Genomic DNA, 25,028 nt, shown 5'->3' with positions numbered 1-25,028 from the left:
ACGAACTTTTATTTTTGTAATACCTCGTCAACGAATATTGAGGCGTATTCCTGTAATTTTTCTAAGGCTTTATCCCCAATCCAACGCTCAAAATGTTTTACCTGTATATAATCTGTATTTTCTTCAGGAGTTTGGGCTAATCGCCAAAAATTTTCGATCGCACTTTCAGGGTTAGTCTCAGAAGGTGATATAATAGGGCGTTTACCTTTAGGCACTAAATATCTGTCAACTACTAACAAAAGTTTTTCAGCATCTTCCGCTAAACCAATACCTTTAGGATTACCTGCACCAATACGAGGTAAAGAATCAAGAAAAGCATAAGCTACGGTAGCAAAGTCTTCATCTGTAAGACTCAAACAATGATTATACACAGGGTAAAGAATACCGGGTTGATTATATTCCCGTTTAAAAGGTGTTGGAGTTTCATCTTTTCCGCTTTCTGGGGAAGCTATACGAGAAGGGTGCATCGCCCTTTGCTTTTGTTCAGGTAAAATAGGTTGTATTGCCACCCCCCCGCCATGAGATACCCTACCAATTAAGGTTTTTTCACCCACTTTTAAACCGCCGTAAGTGCTACAAATAGGGCAATCAATCTTAACGCAAGTTTTAGGTATTCCACAATCTAACTTATCTCCTAATAACTTACCCAATGATTTAACGGGTGCCCAAATCAAACAACGTCTTTCAATACCTCTTCTTTTAGTAGGTGAAAGATAACATTTTTCTAAATCTTCACCATTTTTGGTACTTAATTTAACGGTTTCTACTAAGTTAATATTTACTTGAGTTTCATGACCAAAATAAAGTTCTTGTGAGCCTTCTAAGATAGCATAAATATCGAAATGTACTTTTTCTTGATCAGTTTTTGGTAATCCAGTAGTCATAATTTAATTATCTCCTTTTGATGATTTTTGTAATTGTTCAGGAAAACGAGCATAAATAGAAAGTTCGAGGTGATAAGTCAAGGTTTTCCAATCTTTATCACTACTATATTTCTGTCTGAAAAAATTAAAAGCCCTTTCAATATCATCAGGATATAAAGTTAAATATTCTGTGGATAAATCTTCTGTTTTTTGCTCTCTACCACTAATATTTAATTTGTCCGTATTTTCTAATAAATCTTTAACTTGCTCATAAATAAATTCATTATCTGGATATTTTTTAAAAGAAACACTGGTTATCGATCTTTTTTCATCTTCGCCAACAATCTTTATATAAGAATATTTACAAAAATAATTGTGAAAAATAATACCATCATTTACTTTCTCTATTAATTTACCAACTTCTCTTTTTGCATCTTCAGGTTTTTCTTTAGAAAAAGCACCTTTTTTAAAAGATTGAATAAATGGATATAGTAACCCAGTTAAAGAAGCAACATCCTCATATAAAGTAAACTGTTTTTTTAGTTGTACTGAATTCATGAAATTTTCTCTCATTATTTGATAATAATTTTTTCGAGTTTTCTCTAAAAGTATTTGGTTTTTTAAAGAAATATTTGGGGTTTTTCTGAAATTAACAAAAACTTTTGCTAAAGTATAATCAGCAAGATAAGGTAAATCTTGTTCAATATAACGAATAGCATCTCCGAGTTTTGAGTTAATTTCTTTTCCTGATTCAATTATTTTTTGTGCATAACCCTCCATTAAACCTTTAATAAAAATTAAATGTCTGCTTTCTAATTTAATTTGTTGGCTTCCTTGTAAAACTAAACAAAAATCAAAATCAGTTAGCACCTCAAGAGGAAAAATATCAGCTATTTTTGCCCTTGCATATTGCACTTGCCCTAACTTATTAGAAGCAATATCTCCTCCAGTGGTTTTATCAGAAGTTAAAATTAGATAATGTCCAGAATTAAGGTGCATTTCTTTATTAGCTAACATTCGTAAATAATCCTTAATTTTATATTGAAAAATATCATTATTATTTTTAGCATTAAGTTTAATAATAATACTTTCATCAGTTACTTTTAAAGGTGATGCAAAAGCTAGTACTGAACAGGTAGCACAAATATACGGACGATCTTCACTAGATGACGATTGACGACGTTGCGATGGTCTTTCAAACATAAATCTTGCAACTCGCCATTGTGGTTTATCCAAAACTACACCGCAAGAATAACAAAATTTATTGCCATCATCACCCGGAGATCGAACTCTTGTTATAATAGATTTTTCTGTCAATAAAGAATGAGGAATTGTCTCAAATGTTTGATTTTCTAAAAGACGATACATTTCAACTAAACATTGAGCAAAAATATCACCTCTAGTAGAATTAATTTGTTCTGTAGCAGTGCGATTAAAACTCTTAGATAACTGATTAATTATAGCAAATTTATCTTGATTTTCTTTTTGATCTTGTACTATAAATAAGAAAGGATTACCTCCACTATTTTCGAGTAACTTTGTTTTTTGATTAACGAAATCTTGAGAAAAAATTATTTTAGCTCCAACCTTTTCTTTTTCTTTCTTTAATTTATTGATTTGTCTTTTATTTAAACTAGCGTCTTGTAACTGTAAATTTATTTTATCCTGCTCATCGAATAAAGATTTATGTTCAGTTAAAATTTTGATAAAAGTTTTTTCAAAGCCTTCACAGTATTTTTTATATTCTTTTTTTTGCATTTCTTCTTTTTTCTGTAATTCTTTTTCTTTAGAATTACGCTCTTTTTCACTTAAAGAATCAATATTAAGCTCTTTTTTTAATTGTTTAATCAGAGATTCTCTATCATCTTGACGTTGTTTGACTTGTTGAAAAACTGCTAAATATAAAGATGCTAAAATAATACCTTGATCTTGAGTGATAATAGGAACATTGATCGTACTAAATCCTCTACCTGCTAAAGTTATACTCTTAAGCATACTGATAAAAGTTTGCGGTAATCTGGGTAATTTATCATTATCTTTATCTTCAATAGAAAAGAGAACTTTCTTGACAAATTTTACCCATTCTTGTTCAATATTTAACCGATATTTAGCAGGAATAAAAATGTGAATATGATAATCTGTTTCTCCTAAATTTATTGAATAATAGTGTGTTTGTAGATATTCTAAAAATCGATCGATGGTACTAAGATAAGCTAACTTTGCCTGTAATTCACCCGGTATAGAAGGCTTATATAATAATTTAATCTCACCTATTTGTTGATTATCATAAAAAACTTGATTATTCTTATTTTCTAAACTAGGTTTTTCAACTTGCTTCTGTTGCTTACTCTTTTTTAATTTTCTAGTTAATTGGGGTGAATTGAAAGAAGATAGAATTATTTTAGTTTTGGGGTTACTAGCTAAAAATGAGAGTAAATAATTATCAGAATCTATAATAGATTGACTGGCTAAAGCACTAATTAAAATTGCTTCAGTATATGAGTCTAAATCATAACTTATTTGAGGTATATAAGAAGGTAAAGTTTCGTTGATTTGTTTGATGTCATTAACTACATTAGTATCGAAAATTGAAAGTTGATTTTCATTCATAGTTTTAGTTTAATAACAGTTAGATAAAAGCAGGAATTAATATTTAATTCCCACTATGATTAAAATTGATCAAAATCAGGACAAAAATAAAAACTTCCTACTAAAGTTGATATTTTTCGATAAAGTCTTGATAAGAAATAAGATTTCCCTCATCGTCGACTATTGGGTGATACAAATACTCTAAATCATCAGAAGGATAGTAAAAGTCATCTTCTAGTTGTTTCATGGTAATTAACTCCTGTTTTAAATATAAGGATTAACCCACCAGAGATAATTGTCAGTTACCGTTATAATGTTTAATACGAAATTTTTTATCAAGGAGGGTAACTACTGACTCTCGTTCAGGGTTATCCGTTTTATTCTAATTTATTCTAATTCATCCTGTTAAAAAATAACAATGGTTATAAGACTATGTAGTAGAAGTTTTTTTAAAGCTGGACTAAAAATTCGAGTGACGTTTAACTTATAATGGAGAAAACTAATACCAAAAGAGGGATTGAAATATAAGTACTATTTAGGCAATAAGTTACTCATTGCTTTATTTAATACCTATTAGGGTTTGAAAGTCAGGGGTTTATCTCTGGCTTTATAATTTCTCCTTGTCGTAGCTAAAATTCGATCGAAATTTATCATGGTATCAATTCCGAATCTTTAAGAAAATCATTAATTTCTTGTTGAAATTCCAGTCTCATAGCTTTTTTTGCTCATCACTTAACAAAGATTTCTCTTTAAAGTTATTAAATAATCTCTCCTCAATTTCATAAATTAGTATTCCCTCGGTAGCAACTCTGTCAGCAATACGAGCAGAACAATTATTCAAATCTACGACATCAATGGGAGCATTAATTTGAAATAAGTTTTCTAAAATACTTGATACTTCAAAGTAACTGAAAGATTTATTCTTAGAGTATTTTTTACGCTTTTTTTCATCATAAAAAACTGCAAAATTCCAATCACTTTTATCGTGAATATCACCCCTTGCCCTTGAACCAAATAAAACTAGCATTTTTATATAGGGTATTTTTTTTCGTATTTGTCGAGATAATAATTGTAAATGTTCAATAGAAATTTGTTTATTCATAATTACTTAATTTTCTAAAGTATTTAAAGTATCTAAATAGTTTAAAATTTGTCTTTGATATAAAGGATAATCTCTCAGAGTTTCTTTAATGGCAGAATGCACAAAGGGAGGCTCAATTATTTCGTAAAGATGCACCAATAAATTACGCATTTTTCCTGACTCTTTTAACCTTAATGCCAAGTCATCATCAAGGATTTTTAATTGGGCTAATTTAATGAAACTTTCGGCATTTTCTTCTGGTTGTTTAATCCGTAAAGATTTGAATAAGTAACGGTTTACATCTAAGGCAACTTCTATTGTTAATTGCAATAAACGCTCTATGGCTAACTGGATAACTTGATCGTTTATAAAAGTTTCATAGTCAAGATTTTCATAAACTTTTAAGTTAACTAAATATTCTTTTTGTTTTTGAAATTTCCTAAGAATAATTCGTTCATCTAACATAGTTTAAACCCCACACTCTGATAAAAATTCTTCTATTTCTGCTCGTAAATTTTTAGATATGACATTCATTTGAGATTCCGTTTTTAATTTCTCTCGTCTAAAATGCTCAAACTCTCCCTCATTTTTTTCATATATTAAAACACCATCACGAGCAATATAATGGGCTATAAAATCAGAACAACTATTCAAATCAATAATATCAATACGCTCAGTTTTTAGGTCAAAAATTTCATTCAAATTAACAGAGTAAGCAAACCAGCTAGAGACTTTATTTTTAAAAGTTTTTGCAACTATTTCCCGATCGCACAAAATAGCAAAATCCCAATCACTTTTATCATTAATATCACCCCTTGCCCTTGAACCAAATAGAATTACCATTTTTATATAAGGCATTTTTTCGGGAATTTTTTGTGATAAGTTTTGCAGTTCTTTAATGTCAATATTTTGATTATTCATTAGATTATATATCCCTTAAAATATCGTTAATTTGTTGCTTTAATTTAGGTAACTCATTTTCGACAATTTCCCAAACAATACCTAAATCAACCCTAAAATATTCATGGACAAGAAGATTTCTAAAATCGGCTATTTTTAACCATAAAACTTGAGGATATTTTGCTTTAAATTCTTCAGAAGTTGCCCGACTTGCCTCACCGATAATTTGTAAATTATGAATAATCCACGTCTGAATTAACTCGTCTTCATAAAATTCTTTTTTTCCTCTCACAGAATATTTCTCTATTTTTTCAATACATTCTCTAATATCTCTGATTCTTTCGCTATCATTCCTCATAAACTAATTGCCTCCTGAAATACTCTCTCTTTAATTCTTTCTTTTAATCCGCTGGCAGTGACAACATCCACTTTTTTGCCCAAAAAATCCTGCAAATCGTGAATTAACCCTACTGGAAACCACGGGGTAATTTTATCTATGTCATAATCAATTAAAAAATCAATATCGCTTTTTTCGTCAGCTTCTCCCCTTGCCACTGAACCAAATACACGCACATTATACGCCCCATGCTTTGAGGCTATTTTAATAATTTCTTCTCGTTTTTCTTTCAGTAATTCTAAGTTCATAACTTTTTTAAATACTGTCCGTAAGTTATCGATACCACCATAATAAACCAGTAAAATAGAAATAGCAACAAAATATAAATATAAAGTACACGGACAAATTTGATGACAAGAAAAAATCAAGCTGTCACCCTATCTATTGGCGAAAGAGAAAAGAAAGCCTTGGAAAATTTGGCTTTGGAATTTGGTAAGACTTGGGGGGATAAACCTAATGTATCGAAATTGATAAAGGCGATCGCGCTTAAAGAGTTAAAAATAACTATCAATGATGATTGGAATAGTCAGAGAATAGAAACCTTAGAAAAAGCGAGAAAACTATTATTAGATTTAGGATTTATCTTAGAAGCAGAAGAAATAGGCAGAATTTTACGAGAAAGAAGTGAATTAAACATATTTTTTCGTGATGAAATCGAACAATTTTTGGCAAAACCAAAACCCCTATGGCGTAAAAATATTGAAAACTTTATCCAAAAACAACAACCCTTTAAATTAACTTATCAGGATGCTTCTGACAACTTATTGAATTTTACTGTAATCCACGGACAATTAAAAATAATAGAAAAACATCAATATTTAGTTTGTACTTGTCGAGAAACAGAAGGCAATGACGACATTACAGAATTAAAGCATAATTGGACATTAAGACTCGATCGCATCCAAGAAGCGGTAGTGAATAGGGTAGAATTATCATGGCAACCTGAGTTAGATATGATTGAAGCAGAGTTTAAAGTTTTTGGTAATTTAGCATTTGCTTATGGCAAAGAAGAAGTTAAAATAGATGACACTTTTAAAGGAGAAATAGAAGGAAGTCCGCCCCATCGATTAATTCGGAGAAAAGTTTGGAGTAGCTTTTGGTTTTTTCGAGAAATCGCCAGATATTGGGATAGTTGCAAAATAATCTCCCCAGATTCTCTCAGAGAAAAATTTTATGAGAAATTATTAAATCTTAATCACCTTTATTCATCAGAAGAATAACACTCTATCTGAGGGGGATAAATCAATTATAAGCTGACCTTACGCACTTGTTCATGTGTTAAGTTAAAGAGGTTTCAGGCTGATGGTTTCAGGTTTCAGAAAACAATAGAAAAACTAAGTCAAAAGAAAAAAGGGTGAATTTTTTTGATTTTAGACCTGACACCTGACACCCGACACCTGACACCTAAAAACAACAACTAATTATCTTTTTGCGTAACATCAGTTATAAGTTTAGTGTTTTGGGGATTAAGGAGAAAAATGAGTAATAAGTAGAAGAAGTTTTTTATTATTCACCCCAACACTATTCATCTTTCGCTCTCAAATTAGTTACAGATTTTTTGCACAAAAATCAAGTAAAATCGTCGTGAAAAAAAATATTCTATAAAGTTAGAAAAAAGTTAGAAATCTTTACCTGTTCTTAATTTTGTTCTGTTAACCTAATGCTTAAATCAATGTATTCTCAATAACAGTATTTATTATGCTACTGGGTTATCCTTCCAATCATAATCTGAAAACTCAATTACGTTCCGGAGAAAGAAGATTACATTTTTATGAGCGGGGGGAAGAAATACCCTTAATTGCTCAAGGCATTTGGCAAGTTAATAGAGGAGTGGTACAGCTTTTCAAAGTGGGTGCATTAGGAGAGGAAACCTTACTAGGATGGTCACAAACAGGCAATTTTTTTGGCTTGTGGTTTACTAATCTCGATACTTTTCAGGCTAAGGCTTTATCCGATATTTATTTACAATGGTTTTCTTTAGAAGAAATTGAAAATAATCCTAATTTAGCTCAAAAGATTCTTACGGAAACTGTTACCCGTATTCGTCAAACAGAGGAGTTATTAGCGATCGCAACTTTGAAAAGAATAGAAGAACGTCTGCTAAAATTATTAAATCTTCTCGGTGCATATTTAGGGGAAACCAAAGAAGATAAAATTAGAATTAAAGTTAGATTTACTCATCAAAACTTAGCAGATGCGATCGGTACAACCAGAGTAACAGTAACAAGACTATTAGGAGATATGCAGAAACAAAAATTAATCTCCTTAGATTCCAGTCGTCACTTACTTTTACATTTTTCATAGATTGAAAAAGCATTAGAAATTAAGAAAGAGTGCCATAGCACAAGCAAAACAATCAGAAATGAGGGATAATTATTCTGGGGAAATTTTAATTACATATAGTTTCATTCTTATTCTTTCAAAAAATTATTATCACTTTGCATAAAATTGAAAATCGCTACTGATATATAGATAAGCACCTAAAAAACATAATTATATATAGATGTTACTTGTATTGCGCAAGAGGTGATTTATATTCATATATGCGGTGGGTATTTTTCATGAATAAACCTGATTTTTCACAGAAAATAAATGCAAAAGCCTTTGAAAGAAATACAAAACCTAAACCCATTATCAACAAACAGAAAAATCCTGTTTCTCAAGCTGAATTAGCGTCTTCACCATGGGGCAAATTAACCTTTTTTCTTGATCGTGCTTTAGGAGATATAACCCCTAGAAGTTTTGGTAAAAAAAGACAATATTCTGAACTAGCAGTTATTCAGATTAAATGTTTAGAAAAATTACTCAACTATAAAACAAATAATTGGGATGACTTATTAGACGAATTAGAAGAATTAGACGACGAAGAATATAACAAAGCAGAAAATTTTTATTACCATCTCTCTCGCAAATATAGTATTAGACCAGATAAATTTATCACTTTTTGGCATCAAAAAATATCAGAATTTGTCGATTTATTTGAAAAAATTGTTAACAGCGATCAACTTGATTTAATCAAATTAGAAAACTTTGCTAATATCATCGATAACTTTAATCGCTCAAGGGAAAGAAGTTTTTGGTTTTTGCATCAACTACCTTATTACTTAGACGAAAAAAATAAATATTTCCTTCTTAATTCTGAATCTTATCAAACCATAATTCAATTTGGTGCATCAGAATATATTAGTAAATTTGGTTATCAATTACAAAAAGAATTTAATTTAACTAGGACTGATATAAAAGAAAAAGCCGCACAAAATTTAGTTCAAGAATTAGGAGAAACAGAAAATAATTTAAGGGCAGAAATTAGCAGACTAGAAAACGAGAATCAGGAGTTAGAAAGAGAAATTCAAGACATAAAAGAAAACTCCTTACAAGAAGCGGTTTGTACACTAGCTAAATCTCTCCAAGATGAACAACAGCAACCTGTTTTAGATCAACTCTTTAGCCTTTATAAAAAGATTGATAAATTACTAGAAAATAATGAAGGTTTATCAACTCAAGACACCCTCACTTGTTTTATTAATTTAGAAAATTTATTTAAGGCTTTTTCTACGTTAAATATTCAACCTTTTCCACCAGATACAGAAGCCATATTAGAAATCACAGGAGAAGATTTAGACAATAACAAATATAACTATGTCTCTGGTAGTCAATTCATCAGTAAAGAAGAAGTCAAAAAAGTTAAATGTGTTGCCTGTGGTTGGAAAGTAGGAGAGGAAATTGTTACCCCCGCCAAAGTGGAAGAAATTGAAAATTAGAAATCAATTAACTTGTGCCTAAATACCTGATAATCAAGAGGAAAAAATTATGTACAATATCGCTGTTCTATTAGATTTAGATAATATTAAACCGAGATTAGAAACCATTGAGCAACTATGTGGTAAATACGGCAATATGGTTGTCAAAAGAGCTTTTTCCAATACTCCTTCTGTCTTAACTGCCTATGGTAGTAGTTTTCGTAAATTTGACTATCGTTTTGAGCTAACCCCCGGTTTAAATCCTGTTTCTCAAGAAGTAGATAATCTAATTTTTCAAACCGTAGATGAGTTAATTAATAATAGTAAATTAGCCATTAATTTAGTAGCAATTGTTAGTAATGATAATGACTATGCTCGACTTTTTCGCTATCTTCAATCTAAAGGTATAAAATCCCTAGTAATTGGTAATCAAATCGGGAATAAATCCAGAGAAAATGCTAATTATGTGGAAATTCTTACGGAGGTAATGCAACCTACCTATGTGGGGATAGATTTAGGCACAACTAATACGGTTATGTCTTTAGCTAATTACAATACCCTAAGAAAAGAATGGAATGCTTCGGTGGTGGAAGTGCCTGTAAAGGATGAAAATGGTAGCTTGGTGAAAAAGGCAATTATTCCTTCTGGGGTGCGTTTTACTTCGACGGATGAAGGGGAAATTGGTGGACATATTAAGAGTAATGCTTATGCTTTCCGAGATCAAACTATTTTGGCATGGAAACACAATATGGGGGATAATCTTGATGGAAAACCCTTTGAATATTCTCTGACATCGGGAAAAGTTTCTCCTGAAAAGGCGGCTTCTCAAGTGTTGAGTTTTTGTCGTCAGCAGTTGTTAGATAAATATACTAATGTGGGAGGAGTGGTGATTACTCATCCTGCTTCCTATGAATCAGATGCCATTGAAGCAACAAGAAAGGCGGCAGTATTGGCGGGTTGGCAAGAGGAAGATGTTGTATTATTATCTGAGCCTCAAGGGGCTTTGTATGATTTTCTTTACTCGATGCAACGGGGTGATATTCCTCCTGCTTTTGATGTTAATACCCCTGCAAATATCATGGTTTATGATTTGGGGGGAGGTACTTTAGATGTTACATTACATCAGGTGCAGTGGGATAGTAATAGTAATACTTTTTTGATCAATGATGTTGCGATCGGATCTCGTACCCGTGTTGGAGGGGATAAAGTTGATCAATTAATTGCTGATTATATTTTAAAGAATGCAGTTAATAATGTTAATTTGTCTCCTGCGGATCGAGATAAATTAGGATATGAATTGCCTCTTTATGCAGAGAAATTTAAGAAATTATGGGGATCTGAATATTTTTCTGCTAATGATAAAAATAACTTTAAATTGGCTTTTCAAGGTACTTTTTTAGATAATCAATTACCCATCCGCCATTATATCAGTGTCGATAAGATGAGTCTGATTCTAGCAGATTTACTCTGCCCTGATCTCAATTTGGAGATGTTACAAGCCATGAACCCCGAAACGGCTTTTGATGAAACTCCTTTTACTGATCGCTTTGATACCTTTGTCGTACCAATTTTAGATGTATTGTTAAAGGCGAAAGTAAACACTGGAAAAATACCAGAAGTGGACGCAATTTTGCTCAACGGGGGTATGACTTATTTTCCTCCGATTAAAGACAGATTAAGAGAACTTTTTGGTAATATTCCCATTTTAGATGAAGGGAATCCTGATTTGGCAGTGGCAAGGGGTGCGAGTTTATATGCCGTTGGGGATATTTTCCCATCTCCTGAAAGAGTTAATCCTACCCATATCTATTTGCAAACCAATCAAGAAGATACAACAGGATTAAGATTACTAATTGCCCAAGGACAAAAATACCCCTATAAAACGACTCTTAATGGTTTGAAGTTACCTTCCTTAGCTGAAGGCTATCTAAGTTTTAATATTTGGGTGGGCATGGGTAGTAAACCTAATGTAAATACCAATTTACAACGCTCACGAGGAGTATCATTTAATGAAATTTTAGAAGCTAATTTACAACCGGGTGATCCTCTTAATTTAGAGGTAGAATACACCTTTGATGAACGATTGTTATTAACTTTAGTATCTCAAAAAAATGAGAAGGCACGATTTAAGTTAGAGGTTGCCTCTGATCATCATAACAACGGTTTTGTGGCCACCACTAAAACCATGAAAGTAGCCAGTAAATTTGACCCCAAAACTTTGATTCCTCATATCTCTCGCACCCGTAAAGGTAAGGAAATTGACGATGGCGTGCAAGTAAAATTTAAAGATTGGGAAGATGTAGCCCATCAGTTAGATCGCAATTTCAATAATGCTCGTTTACATGATCGCCGTCGTGATTTAACTAAGTTAAGCGCGATCGCATCTAATCGAGGAGAAATCGTCAATGATTTACTGCGATGGCTAGAAATGGATAGTTTTTGGGGGACATCTAACCATCCAACCCGTAGTTATCTAGCGGTATTGTGTTTAGGGGAAATTTTAGCCTCTCTAAACCCAGAAGAATCCCTCGCCTTAAAAAGTGCTGAGATTAAATTTGAACAGTGGATTCAAATGAAAATTAATCAGGATTTAGCTCGATTAGATAATAAACTTTATCAGGCGATCGCAAATATTCCGGGTAAACTATTATGGGAAGGGTTTGACCTCAAACTAATAGAAGCCTTTAAATGTTTTCAAAGAGAACCAAGCTCTCTAGTATTCTTGAACTCATTGGGAAAATGTGGTCAATGCAACTCCAATAACCTTAACTTCCTGAAAAACGTTTTAAAAACGAGCAAACATTTAGGACAAAAAGAAAAAGCCGCATGGGCGTTAAGTCGCTTAATTAGCCCCGGACAACCTGAAGAGTATAGAATTGACTTTAAACAGGTAGAAGGAATCGCCCAATTTGCCCTAGAACAGTTGCACCATGTAATCATCAAACCTCAAGTTGCCTTAAATATGTTAGGATGCTTATCCCAGTGTTTAGCATGGCACGCCCTCGATTATGAACTAAACCCCAGTATTTGCCGACAAATAGAGTTATTACCGAAATCCGATTTACCTGTCCATAGTTATTTAAGTGGTTTCCGACAAATTGAGTCCATATTTGATGATCGCATCGAATTATTGCCAAAAATGTTAAATATTGCCACAGTTTCTGAAGAAGATTCTAGCCAAATCAAACAATTCCTCATTGATACCATCAGAGATTGAAGTTTTGACCTCTCCCCTGTTTAATTATTTTTTTCTGAAAAATAAAGTAAGGGGAAACCTCTCGTCAATTAAGCTAAATTTAAAACTCCAATGGTATAGTAATGGCAGATCAAACAGATTTAATCAAATTGCGATTATCATGAGTATCAAAACAGTTTCTACTCAACCTTTTTTAGATCAAAAACCCGGTACTTCTGGTTTAAGAAAATCAGTACAGGTATTTCAAAAACCTCATTATTTAGAAAATTTCATTCAGTCTATTTTTGACAGTTTAGAAAATTTACAGGGTCAAACTCTTGTTTTGGGCGGAGATGGTCGCTATTATAACCGTCAAGCGATTCAAACCATTCTCAAAATGGCGGCGGCTAATGGTGTGGGTAGAATTTTAGTTGGTTGCAACGGTATTTTATCAACTCCTGCGGCTTCTTGTGTGATTCGTGGCAATGGTGCTTATGGGGGAATTATTCTTTCTGCTTCTCATAACCCCGGCGGTGTTGATGGGGATTTTGGAGTTAAATATAATATCAGCAATGGTGGCCCTGCTCCAGAAAAAGTTACCGAGGCAATTTTTGCTCGTACTCAAGTTATAGATCAATATCAGATTTTAGAATCCGCAGACATTAACTTAGATCATATTGGCTCTTTTAAATTAGGCACAATGGAAGTGGAAGTTATTGATCCCGTTAAGCCTTATTTAGAGTTAATGGAGTCTCTATTTGACTTTGACTTGTTACATAAATGTCTTACCAGTGGTAATTTTACCATGTGTATGGATTCTCTCCATGCGGTAACAGGTCCTTACGCTAAGGCAATTTTTGAGAATAGACTCGGTGCACCCGAAGGCACAGTTATTAATGGTGAACCTTTGGAGGATTTTGGGGGAGGACATCCTGATCCTAATTTAGTTTATGCCAAAACTTTAGTTGATAAGCTCTTTGGCGATAATGCCCCTGATTTTGGTGCGGCTTCCGATGGAGATGGCGATCGCAATATGATTTTAGGTCGCAAGTTTTTTGTTAATCCTAGTGATAGTTTAGCCATTTTAACTGCCAACGCTCATTTAGTGCCGGGTTACAAAGATGGTTTAAAGGGCGTAGCGCGATCGATGCCTACCAGTGGTGCAGTGGATAGAGTAGCAGAAAAACTAGGAATTGACTGTTATGAAACCCCTACAGGTTGGAAATTTTTTGGGAATTTACTAGATGCAGAAAAAGTTACTCTTTGCGGAGAAGAAAGTTTTGGTACTGGTTCAAACCATGTGCGAGAAAAAGATGGTTTATGGGCAGTGCTTTTCTGGTTAAATATTGTTGCCGCTAGAGGAGAATCTGTTGAACAGATAGTAAAATCTCATTGGCAAGAATACGGACGCAATTTTTACTCTCGTCACGACTATGAGGAAGTAGCTTCTGATGGTGCAAAAGCCTTAGTAGATCATGTATATAGCCAGTTTGATAATTTGAAAGGTAAACAATTTGGACAATATATCGTTGCCTATGCCGATGATTTCAGTTACACTGACCCCGTTGATGGAAGTGTAAGCAAAAATCAAGGGTTGCGTATCGGCTTTACTGATGGTTCAAGAATTATATTCCGTCTCTCTGGCACAGGTACAAAAGGAGCAACTTTAAGGGTATATTTAGAAAGTTATGAAGCCGATGTTAGTAAATATGATCTTGATACACAAGTGGCTTTAAAAGAATTAATTGACATTGCAGAGGAAATCGCCCAAATTAAGAAATTCACTAACCGAGATCAACCCACTGTTATCACCTAGTAAGTAAAGGGTTAAGGGTTGAGAAAGAGGTTTCAGGTGTCAGGTTGCAGGTGTTAGAGAAAAGTAATGAATAATGAGTAATGAAAGTTTAGTGTTTTTAATTATTCACTATTCACTATTCACTATTCACTATTCACTCTAATTGATGTCTGGGGCTTTTAAAGCTACCCATTGGGATTGATGATGGGCAGTCTTGGTTTCCTGCAAACTCGGTACAGACTGACGTAGTAAGGCAGTTAATTGATTGGTTGTGGCATCATAAATTTGTGTAACTATTTTGGGATATAAGCCAATACCGATAATAGGAATTAAGAGACAAGCAATGATAAATACTTCTCTTGGTTCAGCATCGATTAAGTTTGTATGGGATACCAACTCTTCATTTTCTGGCCCATAAAGCATTTCTCTAAGCATAGATAAGAGATAAATGGGAGTTAGAATTACACCCACTGCCGCCAATGAAACCATAATTACTTTAAACGTGAGGTTATAAGCATCACTGGTGGCAAAGCCGATAAATACCATTAATTCTGCCACAAAACCGCTCATACCGGGTAATGCAAGGGATGCAAGGGAGCAAGTTGTCCACATGGCAAAAATTTTTTTCATTTTCTGTCCCACTCCCCCCATTTCGTCTAACATTAGGGTATGGGTGCGATCGTAGGTTGCTCCTACCATAAAGAATAAACTAGCCCCAATTAAACCATGGGAAATCATCTGTAACATAGCACCACTTAAACCGATGTCGGTAAAAGAAGCGATACCAATTAATACAAATCCCATGTGAGAAATGGAGGAATAGGCAATTTTCCTTTTCAGATTTCGTTGAGCAAAGGAAGTAAAAGCGGCATAAATAATATTCACTACCCCTAAGATAATCAGAATCGGTGCAAATACGGCGTGAGCATCAGGTAACATTCCTGCATTCATCCTAATTAGGGCATAACCACCCATTTTTAAGAGAATACCAGCTAGTAGCATATGAGCGGGGGCTGTAGCTTCTCCGTGGGCATCGGGCAACCATGTGTGAAGGGGGAATATCGGTAATTTTACTCCGTAGGCAATTAAAAAACCTCCGTAAAGTAACAGTTGTAAATTTAAACCAAAATCCTTAGATGCGATCGCACTCATGTCAAAAGTAACGGTATCGCCATAAAAAGCCATAGTTAAAGCCGCCACAAGGATAAATAAAGAGCCTCCTGCGGTATAAAGGATAAATTTGGTAGCCGCATATAAACGCTTCTTACCGCCCCATATAGATAGGATTAGATAAACAGGGACTAATTCCAATTCCCAGACCAAAAAGAAAAGTAACATATCCTGCACAGCAAAGACAGCAATCTGCCCACCATACATTGCCAACATCAGGAAATAAAACAATTTTGGCTTGAAAGAGACAGGCCACGCCGCCATAATTGCCAGAGTGGTGATAAATCCCGTCAGAATAATTAAGGGCATAGATAAACCATCAGCCCCTACAGACCATTTTAAGTCAATGTCGGGAATCCAAGTATAACTTTCTACCAGTTGTAAATTAGGATTGCTTAAGTCATAACCTTGATAAAAAGCATAGACAATGAGGACAAAATCAATTAATCCCACTGTTAAGGCATACCACCTAACGGTTTTGCCGTCTTTATCGGGAATAACAAATACAAATAGCGAGGCAACTATGGGGAAAAGAATAATAGTTGTTAGCCAAGGAAAATTTATTAAATCCATTCTGAAATTACTATTTTTATCTTGATTTTCTGAATATGTAAATGAATGTCTATGATTCCAACCTTAATGATTGAAAGACATCAATAACAAAATCTTGAACCTATACCAACAATCTAGCAAGATTTCTTGAAGATCTAACTATTCATAATGTTAAGTTTTGTTTTTACTAGAAAAAGAAAGTCTCTAATTTTTCTAAATTTAAGTAGAAGAAAAAAATAGTGTTCCAGATAACAATTTCTTGACCTATTAGAGTTAAGATTAAGTAAAGGTAAAATAGAGATTTTCCATGATTTTGCTAACACAACCCACAATTTGCCCTCAGCGTCGGTCTAATCTTGATTTAAATGTGATTCCATTTGACAATGGACTGACTCTAATTCATCAACAAATACCTTCTAGTCAAGTGGTTGTTGCCGATGTTTGGGTAAATGCGGGGGTAACGTCTGAACCAGAATCTTGGTCTGGGATTTCTCACTTTTTAGAGCATATGATCTTTAAGGGAACAAAAAATATTTTACCGGGAGATTTTGATTATGTAGTGGAAAATAGTGGCGGTTGTGCTAATGCGGCAACAAGTTACGATTATACTCATTTCTTTTTAACCACTGCCCCTCAATATCTACCAAAAACTTTACCTTACTTGGCAGAAATTCTTTTACAGGCGGAAATCCCTGAAGATGAGTTTTATGTTGAAAGAGATGTAGTTTTAGAAGAAATTCGCTCTAGTTATGATGATTATGACTGGATTATCTTGCAAACGGTAGCAACTATTCTTTATCAACATCACCCTTATCGTCGTTCAGTTTTAGGGGAAGAACCTCTATTATTAGAAAATACCCCCAATCGTATGCGTTGTTATCATCGCACCCACTATCAACCCGAAAATATGAATATCGTTTTGGTGGGAAATATTGACCGTTGTTCGGCTACATCCCTTGTAGAAAGATACTTTCAAGATTTTTCTGTGAGATCGGAATGTCCTACCGTTAATTTTGACAGTGAGCCCCCTTTGGTGGATATTCGCCGTGAAAAACTATACTTGCCACGTTTGGAAAATCCTCGACAAGTCATGGCATGGGCAGGCCCCGGGATTGAAAATTTAGAAGGTGCGATCGCACTTGATTTATTATCCATCATCTTAGCAGGAGGAAGAACATCTCGCCTAGTCAGAAAACTTAAAGATGAATTGGGATTAGTATTTGATATTTGTTGCCATTTCTCCCTGCAAAAACATTCTAGTTTATTCACTGTAACCGCCTATTTATCAGGGAGTCATAATCTGAGAGTTGAAGAATTAATAAGACAAGAAATTTCTCGCTTACAGCAAGAAGCAATTACAGAAAACGAGCTAAAAAATTGCCAGAGGATTTTATGTCATGACTATATCTTCTCTACTGAAACACCAGAGCAATTGTCCGCTTTATATGGTTATTATCAAATTTTAGATAAGGCGAATTTAGCTCTTCAATATCCCCATGTTGTCAAGAATTTAACCGCAGAGAAGTTACAGGGGTATGCACGTCAATATCTTTCTCCTGAATATTATGCTATCTGTGACGCTTATCCTTGTCGATTTTCTCCAAAAAATTGATTCTTTAATTATAGGTTTTTTGATTATCTGCAAATAAAGATACTTAGTGGCTATATTTTCCTTCTTGATTATGTTATAACAAAATATAATAACATTATCTATCAAAATAATGAAACAAAAAACATACACTATAAACCCTGCCAAAATAGGAAATCAACAAGGTTTTCGCCTTTCTAGTGCCTTTTATAAAGAAAATCCCCAATTTGCTGAAGCAACTGGGGAAATAGAAGTATTAAGCGAAGATACACTATTATTACGTATTAACCCCAAAAATGATATTGATGAGGAAGAAGAAGAAAAATTAATGATGAGTCTTTTTCTTGACTTTTTAAGTAAAGATGCCGTAAAAAATCCAGAACAACTTATCCCCTATACCCAAGAAATGAGCGACGAAATAGATAATTTATTATCGGGTGTTGATATAGAAGAATAATGAAACTCATAAAAATAAATGGATATTTAATTTACTTTCATCCCCTTTTTTATCAACAATGGTTAGAGTTAGTAAATAGAGTTAAATATCTTAAGCAAAGATCAGCACCAGAAAACTTTGTAACTCATCCAGATGTTAAACTATTAAAAGCCTTAGATCAAGGAATAAAGGATAAAATACCAAAGGATCCTTTTGCCTCTTATTTTGCCCTTAAAAAACCTTTACAAAAATATAGCCGTCTCAAAAAAATGGGTTTACCATCAAGGTATAGGCTATTTTTCCGAGTATTTAAAGAAGCAAATACAATTATTATTTTGTGGTTAGGATTTCCCCGTAAAGAAAGAGATAAAAAAGACTGCTATAAGGTATTTTCTAAGATGGTTATTAATGGCAATTTTCCTGAAGATATAGCCAGTTTTTTAGACTTGGCTAATAATTCAGAAAATGATAATTAATGCTTTTTTATTTTGTAACTATTTTTTTTGTAATTATAATATTAGTTATAACAAACCTTAAAATAATACAAAGTAATAATTAATAATTAATAACTCCGAACACTCATTACTCACTACTCATTACTCGTTACTTATTACTTTCTCCAACACCTGACACCTGTAACCCGCAACCTGCAACCTCTTTCATAACTTCGAACTGAGGTTATATTTAATCGCTCAATATGTTTCCCTAGAAAAAGTAGGTTCATCTATGGCAAAGATAATCACTTACAGTCCAGCTTACACTCTTGTTCCTACTTATGAATGTTTTAATCGTTGCAGTTATTGTAATTTTCGCACAAACCCCTTTCAAAGCCCTTGGTTAGAATTAGAAACCGCAAAACAAATTTTAACTTCTTTGGAACATCAGGGAATTATAGAAATATTGATCTTAAGCGGTGAAATTCATCCTCTATCCCCTCGTCGAAAGTTATGGATAGAAAGAATATATGATTTAGCCAAATTAGCTTTATCTATGGGATTTTTACCCCATACTAATGCGGGTGTGTTGAGTTATGAGGAAATGGCTTTACTCAAGGAAGTCAATGTTTCTCTTGGTTTAATGGTAGAACAAGTTAGTCCTAAATTGTTAGATGATGTTCATAAACACGCACCTACCAAAATACCCCAATTAAGGTTACAACAACTACAATGGGCTGGAGAGCTAAAAATTCCTTTCACTACAGGCATTTTAATGGGTCTAGGAGAGTCCAAACAAGACCGTAAAGATAGTTTAGATGCGATCGCACTTTTACATGGACAATATGGGCATATTCAAGAGGTGATATTACAACCCTACCAACCGGGGAAAAAAGACATATTTCAAGGAAAGCCCCTTAATGATGAAGAAATATTGGAGGTTATCGCCCTAGCAAGGGAAATTTTACCGAAAGATATAGCTTTACAAATACCGCCAAACCTACTTAAAAATAGCCAATTAATTCTCAAATCTTTAGAATTAGGAGTGACAGATTTAGGGGGAATTGTGCCAAAAGATGAGGTAAACCCAGACTATCACCATCAAAAAATTGATTTACTCCGACAGGAATTATTACAACAAGGTTATCAACTAAAACCACGTTTGCCAGTATATCCCCAATATTATTCATGGTTATCCGACTCCCTTCAATCTTCTCTCTATCAAAAAATATCCTAGTTTCAATTAAATGCAAACTAGCTTGACATTTATGCTAATAATTGAGAGCTAATTTAAGAGTGAAATATTCCATTGAGTATATGTATCTTTAGGGTTAACAATATTAATAATTGATTTATTTTTATACAGACTTAAAATGATATTACGAAAAAAATAAGGAGGAATAAAACAATCACAAAAATCAATATCTTCTTTGATGTTATCGTGAATTTCTGGAAAACTTGTTGCGTTTTTATGCTGTAATAGATTTATCAACTTTTTCTCAAAAATATTTATCTCAGGAGAATGTTTAACTAAACCTAAGCTATTTAAAATTGAACAATTGTTTAATATTTTATATCTGAGCATATCTGATAATAATTCTTGTCTTAAAATAGGCTTAAAATTAACATTTAAATCTCCTGATATTGAGTACTTGTATAATTTTTTATAAGTAAAAAGGTAATGTAAATCTTCTAAATTTAGCTTATGGTGAATACATTTCTTAGAAACAGGTTGAAATAGAGTTTGATAAATTTCTGCACCTTTTCCTGTTTTTGGTGTGTCAACATTTCTAATAAGAATTAATTGCTGACATCTATTTTTATTAATCACTTCTTCACATTGTTTCATGAAAGCAGTAAAACTATTTCCGCTACGAGTATTATTAATAATAAAACCTTTCTTCATACCTGTTTTCGGACAAGTAAAAGTAAATCCTTTTGATAAATTTTTACCTGACAAAAATTGAAAGTTAATATTTTCTACTCCCAGACATTCTAAAACATATCTAAACATTTCTAAAAATTCTTCATCGCTATAATCTAAAATAATGCTTAACTTTTGAGTTTCTTGTTGATTTTCTGCAAAGACTTGCTCCCATTTGTTCAAAAAATCTGGACGCTTTTTATTTGGAGTTGGTAGGGGGATTTTATTTATTTTATCTATATATTCAGCAAAGAATTTACCGCCTAAATTTAAGGCATTTCTCAGATTTATTCTTTCTCCTAAAGCATTATCGGCTAATATTTTTTTCTCCAAAGGATAAATAGCAGAATTTGGTTGAGGATGACATTGAAGATGGAGAGGTTTGAGGCGATTTATCCATAATTTTTCGGCTTCTTCGATAGTTATATCATCAAGAAAAATATTTTTATTAATACGAGCTAAATCTGATTGAACCATGGTTCTTTTATAGGTTTGCCAATTTTCTTGGGTAATGCTAATTAATACTAAAAAATTGACTAAACGTTCATTATGAAAAATTGTGTTAGCGTTAAAAACATTACTAAAAGCTCTTTCAATTTGGTCAAAACAAATAATAATTGGTTTACTGGCATCGGTAATTCTGCCGAAATTACTTAAAATTCCTCTAGCTAGTCTTTCATTATCAATAGATTTATTTAACCCTAAAAGTTGTAAGTCTTCTTCGTCTAAATCTTCTCCTGCTAACCATTCACAGGCTAAGTCATAATTATCTGTAGTTAACTGGTATAAAGCAGTAAAGAATTTTTTTGCTTCGACAATTCCAGCAGGATAACTATTTTTTAAATGACGAATAAAGGCTCTTTTTTCTCCTAATAATCTTTCTACCCAGTCAGAGGAGTTTAAGACAGGTAAACTCTTTAACCATAGCTGTAGTTGTGATTGTTTTTCCCCTTCGGGTATTTGCATTAAACTGGTGACGGTATATTGTAAGGTATGTCGCCAAAAATAACGATAATCTTCGATGGGTTGAATATAAACAAAATAAGCTGATGAATTTAATTTATCTTTTAAACGCCCTAATAAATGACTTTTTCCACATCCTGCATCCCCTGTTAATAAAATTGTTTTAGTTTGCCGAAATTTATCTTTGATGAGTAGATTTAATTGATATTCTATTTGCTGAAATGCTGGTTGATGAATGGAGTCAACATTTTCTTGATGGTGTTTTTCGAACCAGAAGTTACCGTAAGTTACATCATCAAAAGGATTAGGAATTATTTCTTCTTTTGCTTTTAAATCTGATAATACTGTTTCTAAATCTACCATGTTTTACTAAGTTTAATCAATCAAATTGTTATAGTTTTTTGGCAAATATTGTTTATTTTTACTTGACTATTAAATAGAAAATTGGATAGCCAATACTTTGGGGAATGCCTGTATCATATTCTTCCGCACTGTATTGGGAAGCATCCACTAAACGGCTAAGGGAAATTTTATTTTCTTTTTGTAATTCAAATATCATACTATCTAACTCATCTCTGGACAATAAGGATTTATACTCATTTCTCAGATGAAAAATTGGTAAGTAGTTATCAGTGTTTAAGGTGCGATCGAGTCTTATAATAGTTTTCAGAATATCATCAGGAGTAATTTTTTCTTTAATTTTGGGGGGGATTTTGCCAATAAAGTAATCACGAATAAAGTTTAAATAATTATTAAATACTGCTTTTGTTAAGTTAATATGTCCTAATCCTTCAGCTAAATATTCTTCAGCTAAATATTGTTTTCCTTTGTCTGTCAATTCTACATGAATAATTTTTTTAGTAATATCTATTAAGTTTTCCTTGACTAATTTATCGATTAATAAGTCTCTCTTAGAAGCTGGAATAATATTTATTTTTGATATTCTAATCTCTCTATTTTTACATTTTTTAAGTATATTAATCTCCAGTTTATTTCTATTTTCTCTGTTGTTTAAAACTTGTTGCCCATTGTTATTAATTTTGATAGTGACATTTTTTTCTTTGAGGTGAATCAATTTATTATTGTAGAGTTCATAGCAAAGTTTTTGAGTCTGTTCAATGTTTGTTTTTGTATTTGGTTTAACATCACCTATTTTTCCTTGGTAATTATCTTTTCCTAATAGTTTTAATAAAATTTTGATATGTTGTATTTCCATAGGTACGATCGCTTCTTAATTTGATTCTCAAAATAATACTATAATTTAACGAAAAATAGTACTCTAACAATTTTTATTGACTATTATTATTCATAATTTCTCCAGAAGCTCCATAATATTTTAGTGGATAAGCCATGGTGATATTTTCTTCTTGATACTTATGATGAATTGCCTTCATAAATTCGTGGGTAATGATAAACTTATCAAAATACTCATTTATCTTTAAATAGACCGTTAAATTGATAGCAAAATAATCAAAATTTTCATATCTCAAAAAAGGCTCAAATTCTTTATCTCCTCCTTCAGTATTTTCTAAAATAGATTTAGCAACTTCTAGGGTAACTTTTTCAACTTTTTCTAAATTACTATCGTAACTAACTCCAATTTTTATCGTTATTAAAATGGAGGAACTATCTAAAGTATAATTCTTAAAACTAGCATCAATAATTTTGGCATTAGGAATAACAATTATATTATTATAAATATCTTTAATAAGAGTATATTTTAATTCAACATCCTGCACATATCCCTCTTCTCCATCTTTTAGTTGAATATAATCTCCCGGTCTAATTTTGCGAGAAACAATAATATTAACCCCTGAAATAAGATTACTTAAAGTGTTTTGAAAAGCTAAACCAATAGATAAACTACCAATCCCAAAAGCAGTAATTAAAGCCGTAATTTTGATGCCAATAGATTGGATAATTATTAAAAAACCAATACTAAAAATAAGAACTTTTGTTAAATATTCAAATAAAGAAGTTAATGAAACAGCAGTCTCATTTTCTAGGCTATAAAGTTGAATTAAATTAACCGCTAAACGGGAAACTAATATAGTTCCCATAGTTAAAGCAATAACTATTAATATCTTTTCAATGAGAATATTTAAGGTTGATGGAATATTAATACCCGGTAACATAAGTGCGATCGCACCTACAATAGACCAAGTTAAAATAACCCCTCTAAAAGACTTAATAATAAAAGAATATTTCCCTAAAAATCTATCAGGTTGTAATTCTAAGTTTTGTCTAAATTTCTGTAATCTATTCTCTATAACAAAACCAATTAATCCTGCTAATAAAACAGTTAAAAAAGGAATTAAAAAACTAGATAATAATTGCCAATTTAAAAACGACATCATAAATAATGATTGCTAACATAAATTTATTACTCAAAATATAACTATAGCAATCCTATTTGAGTTGTGTTAATTATCTTATGGAAAAAGACGATAAATAAAAACTTATATAGTAAGAGGGATAGTATATTCGATATTTTTTTCTTATAATTGATTTTTCACTAATGATGTAGAGATGCCATGTGAAGAATAATTTATTTAACCTCAGTTCGGTTTAAGAATATTGGATAAGGGTAGGTGTCAGGTTTCAGGTTGCAGGTTGCAGGTGTTGAGAGAAAGTAATAAGTAACAAATAATGAGTGTTCGGGGTTTTTAATTCCTAATTCTTAATTTTTCCTTTGCCTCTTGCCTCTTGCCTTTTGCCTTTTTTTCTCCATCATTCATAGATGAAAATTTATCCCGAACTCAGTTTATTTAAGAATCTCCTATTGCCCATCGCCTATTGACTTTTGCCTACCCTAACCGACAATTTTAGATCTAAATCAAGTAATAATAAAGTTAGAATCCCCCACACAATGTTTGATTGGTAGTCGGTGGGAGAATCTCAAAAGGCTTACAATGCACCTAAACTCGCTAAACCAAGAATAACTCCAGCACCGAGTAAATGTCCAAAGCTAGTAGTTGCTAATAAAGCAGGTAATCCCATACCACCAAAAAATGCTTCTCCGGGTAATTTTGGACCTGCACCGGGTTCTTTCACGGTATATTTAGCAAATGCGATCGCAACTATATTACAAACAATCATGGTTAATCCTACATTCAAATTCCATTCTAAGGTAGTAGGAACAGCAGTAGCTAGTAAAGAATTGAGATACAACATAGATTTTTAGAGAAAATAGTTCATAATGTTTTCAAAGTCTTCATTTTAAGTCTCCCAGAGAAAAAAATTCTCATTTTGTTGCAATACTTTGCATTTTTGTTAATTATTGTAAATATCTTGGTTGAGTTATTCAGTTTTAAATAGTTAGAAAGATGGCTCTTTCACTTCTCGTCGTGTAAATTTCTGGTGAGGGTAGGGAACACTTAACTGGGAACAGGGAACAGAGAGTTATTTAATAATAATTTAT

The 25,028-nt window shown here is 32.6% G+C and carries 22 protein-coding genes; 9 read left to right on the top strand and 13 right to left on the bottom strand.

Annotated elements, in window-relative coordinates:
• Positions 1-8: 8 nt before the first annotated feature.
• The 8 genes from CYAN10605_RS13255 to CYAN10605_RS13225 all read right to left on the bottom strand — a co-directional run bounded on the left by CYAN10605_RS13255 (position 9) and on the right by CYAN10605_RS13225 (position 6,078).
• Positions 9-884, bottom strand: a complete 876-nt coding sequence (locus CYAN10605_RS13255; RefSeq protein WP_015220461.1) for a hypothetical protein — start codon at positions 882-884, stop codon at positions 9-11.
• A gap of 3 nt (positions 885-887) precedes the next feature.
• Complete coding sequence (locus CYAN10605_RS13250) at positions 888-3,473, bottom strand: hypothetical protein (RefSeq protein ID WP_015220460.1); 2,586 nt, start codon at positions 3,471-3,473, stop codon at positions 888-890.
• A 100-nt stretch (positions 3,474-3,573) separates the two neighbouring features.
• Positions 3,574-3,699, bottom strand: a complete 126-nt coding sequence (locus CYAN10605_RS19340) for a hypothetical protein (protein ID WP_015220459.1) — start codon at positions 3,697-3,699, stop codon at positions 3,574-3,576.
• A gap of 462 nt (positions 3,700-4,161) precedes the next feature.
• Complete coding sequence (gene mntA, locus CYAN10605_RS13245) at positions 4,162-4,554, bottom strand: type VII toxin-antitoxin system MntA family adenylyltransferase antitoxin (RefSeq protein WP_015220458.1); 393 nt, start codon at positions 4,552-4,554, stop codon at positions 4,162-4,164.
• A 6-nt stretch (positions 4,555-4,560) separates the two neighbouring features.
• Complete coding sequence (hepT, locus tag CYAN10605_RS13240; RefSeq protein ID WP_015220457.1) at positions 4,561-4,998, bottom strand: type VII toxin-antitoxin system HepT family RNase toxin; 438 nt, start codon at positions 4,996-4,998, stop codon at positions 4,561-4,563.
• Between the two features lie 3 nt (positions 4,999-5,001).
• Positions 5,002-5,454, bottom strand: a complete 453-nt coding sequence (mntA, locus tag CYAN10605_RS13235; RefSeq protein WP_015220456.1) for a type VII toxin-antitoxin system MntA family adenylyltransferase antitoxin — start codon at positions 5,452-5,454, stop codon at positions 5,002-5,004.
• Between the two features lie 4 nt (positions 5,455-5,458).
• Positions 5,459-5,791 carry a HepT-like ribonuclease domain-containing protein gene (locus CYAN10605_RS13230; RefSeq protein ID WP_015220455.1) on the bottom strand — a complete coding sequence of 111 codons (333 nt, stop codon included), beginning with the start codon at positions 5,789-5,791 and terminating at the stop codon, positions 5,459-5,461.
• Complete coding sequence (locus CYAN10605_RS13225; protein WP_015220454.1) at positions 5,788-6,078, bottom strand: nucleotidyltransferase family protein; 291 nt, start codon at positions 6,076-6,078, stop codon at positions 5,788-5,790. The genes CYAN10605_RS13230 and CYAN10605_RS13225 overlap by 4 nt, the downstream gene beginning before the upstream one ends.
• 102 nt (positions 6,079-6,180) lie before the next feature.
• On the opposite strand from CYAN10605_RS13225, the gene CYAN10605_RS13220 reads away from it, so the two are divergent.
• The 5 genes from CYAN10605_RS13220 to CYAN10605_RS13200 all read left to right on the top strand — a co-directional run bounded on the left by CYAN10605_RS13220 (position 6,181) and on the right by CYAN10605_RS13200 (position 14,561).
• Positions 6,181-7,050, top strand: coding sequence for a WYL domain-containing protein (locus tag CYAN10605_RS13220; RefSeq protein WP_015220453.1), 870 nt, complete (start codon positions 6,181-6,183; stop codon positions 7,048-7,050).
• A 478-nt stretch (positions 7,051-7,528) separates the two neighbouring features.
• On the top strand, positions 7,529-8,134 hold the full coding sequence (locus tag CYAN10605_RS13215; protein ID WP_015220452.1) for a Crp/Fnr family transcriptional regulator: 606 nt from the start codon (positions 7,529-7,531) through the stop codon (positions 8,132-8,134).
• Positions 8,135-8,391: 257 nt separating this feature from the next.
• On the top strand, positions 8,392-9,591 hold the full coding sequence (locus CYAN10605_RS13210; protein WP_015220451.1) for an OmpH family outer membrane protein: 1,200 nt from the start codon (positions 8,392-8,394) through the stop codon (positions 9,589-9,591).
• Positions 9,592-9,640: 49 nt separating this feature from the next.
• A complete protein-coding gene (locus CYAN10605_RS13205; protein ID WP_015220450.1) occupies positions 9,641-12,787 on the top strand; it encodes an Hsp70 family protein in 3,147 nt (1,048 codons plus the stop codon).
• A gap of 139 nt (positions 12,788-12,926) precedes the next feature.
• Positions 12,927-14,561, top strand: coding sequence for an alpha-D-glucose phosphate-specific phosphoglucomutase (locus tag CYAN10605_RS13200; protein ID WP_015220449.1), 1,635 nt, complete (start codon positions 12,927-12,929; stop codon positions 14,559-14,561).
• Positions 14,562-14,699: 138 nt separating this feature from the next.
• Here the strand turns inward: CYAN10605_RS13200 and ndhD1 are convergent, their stop codons facing one another.
• Entirely contained in the window at positions 14,700-16,283 is a 1,584-nt protein-coding gene (ndhD1, locus tag CYAN10605_RS13195) for a photosynthetic/respiratory NAD(P)H-quinone oxidoreductase subunit D1 (protein WP_015220448.1), read from the bottom strand.
• A gap of 286 nt (positions 16,284-16,569) precedes the next feature.
• Between ndhD1 and CYAN10605_RS13190 the strand changes: the two genes are divergently transcribed.
• From CYAN10605_RS13190 to cofG, 4 genes are all read left to right on the top strand, one after another.
• The gene (locus CYAN10605_RS13190; protein ID WP_015220447.1) at positions 16,570-17,874 is read left to right on the top strand and encodes a M16 family metallopeptidase; all 1,305 of its coding nucleotides are present in this window, start codon (positions 16,570-16,572) and stop codon (positions 17,872-17,874) included.
• Positions 17,875-17,983: 109 nt separating this feature from the next.
• Positions 17,984-18,307 (top strand): AbrB/MazE/SpoVT family DNA-binding domain-containing protein, encoded by a 324-nt coding sequence (locus tag CYAN10605_RS13185; protein ID WP_015220446.1) that lies wholly within the window; start codon positions 17,984-17,986, stop codon positions 18,305-18,307.
• The gene (locus tag CYAN10605_RS13180) at positions 18,307-18,762 is read left to right on the top strand and encodes a type II toxin-antitoxin system YhaV family toxin (RefSeq protein ID WP_015220445.1); all 456 of its coding nucleotides are present in this window, start codon (positions 18,307-18,309) and stop codon (positions 18,760-18,762) included. Before CYAN10605_RS13185 ends, CYAN10605_RS13180 begins: the two co-directional genes overlap by 1 nt.
• Positions 18,763-19,012: 250 nt before the next feature.
• The gene (cofG, locus tag CYAN10605_RS13175) at positions 19,013-19,957 is read left to right on the top strand and encodes a 7,8-didemethyl-8-hydroxy-5-deazariboflavin synthase subunit CofG (RefSeq protein ID WP_015220444.1); all 945 of its coding nucleotides are present in this window, start codon (positions 19,013-19,015) and stop codon (positions 19,955-19,957) included.
• Between the two features lie 48 nt (positions 19,958-20,005).
• Here the strand turns inward: cofG and CYAN10605_RS13170 are convergent, their stop codons facing one another.
• The 4 genes from CYAN10605_RS13170 to psaK all read right to left on the bottom strand — a co-directional run bounded on the left by CYAN10605_RS13170 (position 20,006) and on the right by psaK (position 24,778).
• Positions 20,006-21,970: an ATP-binding protein gene (locus CYAN10605_RS13170; RefSeq protein WP_015220443.1), complete on the bottom strand. Its 1,965-nt coding sequence runs from the start codon at positions 21,968-21,970 to the stop codon at positions 20,006-20,008.
• Between the two features lie 58 nt (positions 21,971-22,028).
• A complete protein-coding gene (locus CYAN10605_RS13165) occupies positions 22,029-22,823 on the bottom strand; it encodes a hypothetical protein (RefSeq protein WP_015220442.1) in 795 nt (264 codons plus the stop codon).
• A gap of 73 nt (positions 22,824-22,896) precedes the next feature.
• Complete coding sequence (locus tag CYAN10605_RS13160; RefSeq protein ID WP_015220441.1) at positions 22,897-23,964, bottom strand: mechanosensitive ion channel family protein; 1,068 nt, start codon at positions 23,962-23,964, stop codon at positions 22,897-22,899.
• A 550-nt stretch (positions 23,965-24,514) separates the two neighbouring features.
• The gene (gene psaK / locus CYAN10605_RS13155) at positions 24,515-24,778 is read right to left on the bottom strand and encodes a photosystem I reaction center subunit PsaK (RefSeq protein ID WP_206536280.1); all 264 of its coding nucleotides are present in this window, start codon (positions 24,776-24,778) and stop codon (positions 24,515-24,517) included.
• Between the last annotated feature and the right edge of the window lie 250 nt (positions 24,779-25,028).

Origin of the sequence: Cyanobacterium aponinum PCC 10605, assembly GCF_000317675.1 — a bacterium.
Lineage (GTDB): Bacteria > Cyanobacteriota > Cyanobacteriia > Cyanobacteriales > Cyanobacteriaceae > PCC-10605.
The sequence above is the reverse complement of the archived record's forward strand: the minus strand, read 5'-3'. Positions and strand labels throughout refer to the sequence as shown.

What these genes read in the sequence shown, in the direction of transcription:
- CYAN10605_RS13255 (WP_015220461.1), bottom strand. Translation starts at nt 884, where the DNA reads ATGACTACTGGATTACCAAAAACTGATCAAGAAAAAGTACATTTCGAT.
- CYAN10605_RS13250 (WP_015220460.1), bottom strand. Translation starts at nt 3,473, where the DNA reads ATGAATGAAAATCAACTTTCAATTTTCGATACTAATGTAGTTAATGAC.
- CYAN10605_RS19340 (WP_015220459.1), bottom strand. Translation starts at nt 3,699, where the DNA reads ATGAAACAACTAGAAGATGACTTTTACTATCCTTCTGATGATTTAGAG.
- mntA (WP_015220458.1), bottom strand. Translation starts at nt 4,554, where the DNA reads ATGAATAAACAAATTTCTATTGAACATTTACAATTATTATCTCGACAA.
- hepT (WP_015220457.1), bottom strand. Translation starts at nt 4,998, where the DNA reads ATGTTAGATGAACGAATTATTCTTAGGAAATTTCAAAAACAAAAAGAA.
- mntA (WP_015220456.1), bottom strand. Translation starts at nt 5,454, where the DNA reads ATGAATAATCAAAATATTGACATTAAAGAACTGCAAAACTTATCACAA.
- CYAN10605_RS13230 (WP_015220455.1), bottom strand. Translation starts at nt 5,791, where the DNA reads ATGAGGAATGATAGCGAAAGAATCAGAGATATTAGAGAATGTATTGAA.
- CYAN10605_RS13225 (WP_015220454.1), bottom strand. Translation starts at nt 6,078, where the DNA reads ATGAACTTAGAATTACTGAAAGAAAAACGAGAAGAAATTATTAAAATA.
- CYAN10605_RS13220 (WP_015220453.1), top strand. Translation starts at nt 6,181, where the DNA reads ATGACAAGAAAAAATCAAGCTGTCACCCTATCTATTGGCGAAAGAGAA.
- CYAN10605_RS13215 (WP_015220452.1), top strand. Translation starts at nt 7,529, where the DNA reads ATGCTACTGGGTTATCCTTCCAATCATAATCTGAAAACTCAATTACGT.
- CYAN10605_RS13210 (WP_015220451.1), top strand. Translation starts at nt 8,392, where the DNA reads ATGAATAAACCTGATTTTTCACAGAAAATAAATGCAAAAGCCTTTGAA.
- CYAN10605_RS13205 (WP_015220450.1), top strand. Translation starts at nt 9,641, where the DNA reads ATGTACAATATCGCTGTTCTATTAGATTTAGATAATATTAAACCGAGA.
- CYAN10605_RS13200 (WP_015220449.1), top strand. Translation starts at nt 12,927, where the DNA reads ATGAGTATCAAAACAGTTTCTACTCAACCTTTTTTAGATCAAAAACCC.
- ndhD1 (WP_015220448.1), bottom strand. Translation starts at nt 16,283, where the DNA reads ATGGATTTAATAAATTTTCCTTGGCTAACAACTATTATTCTTTTCCCC.
- CYAN10605_RS13190 (WP_015220447.1), top strand. Translation starts at nt 16,570, where the DNA reads ATGATTTTGCTAACACAACCCACAATTTGCCCTCAGCGTCGGTCTAAT.
- CYAN10605_RS13185 (WP_015220446.1), top strand. Translation starts at nt 17,984, where the DNA reads ATGAAACAAAAAACATACACTATAAACCCTGCCAAAATAGGAAATCAA.
- CYAN10605_RS13180 (WP_015220445.1), top strand. Translation starts at nt 18,307, where the DNA reads ATGAAACTCATAAAAATAAATGGATATTTAATTTACTTTCATCCCCTT.
- cofG (WP_015220444.1), top strand. Translation starts at nt 19,013, where the DNA reads ATGGCAAAGATAATCACTTACAGTCCAGCTTACACTCTTGTTCCTACT.
- CYAN10605_RS13170 (WP_015220443.1), bottom strand. Translation starts at nt 21,970, where the DNA reads ATGGTAGATTTAGAAACAGTATTATCAGATTTAAAAGCAAAAGAAGAA.
- CYAN10605_RS13165 (WP_015220442.1), bottom strand. Translation starts at nt 22,823, where the DNA reads ATGGAAATACAACATATCAAAATTTTATTAAAACTATTAGGAAAAGAT.
- CYAN10605_RS13160 (WP_015220441.1), bottom strand. Translation starts at nt 23,964, where the DNA reads ATGATGTCGTTTTTAAATTGGCAATTATTATCTAGTTTTTTAATTCCT.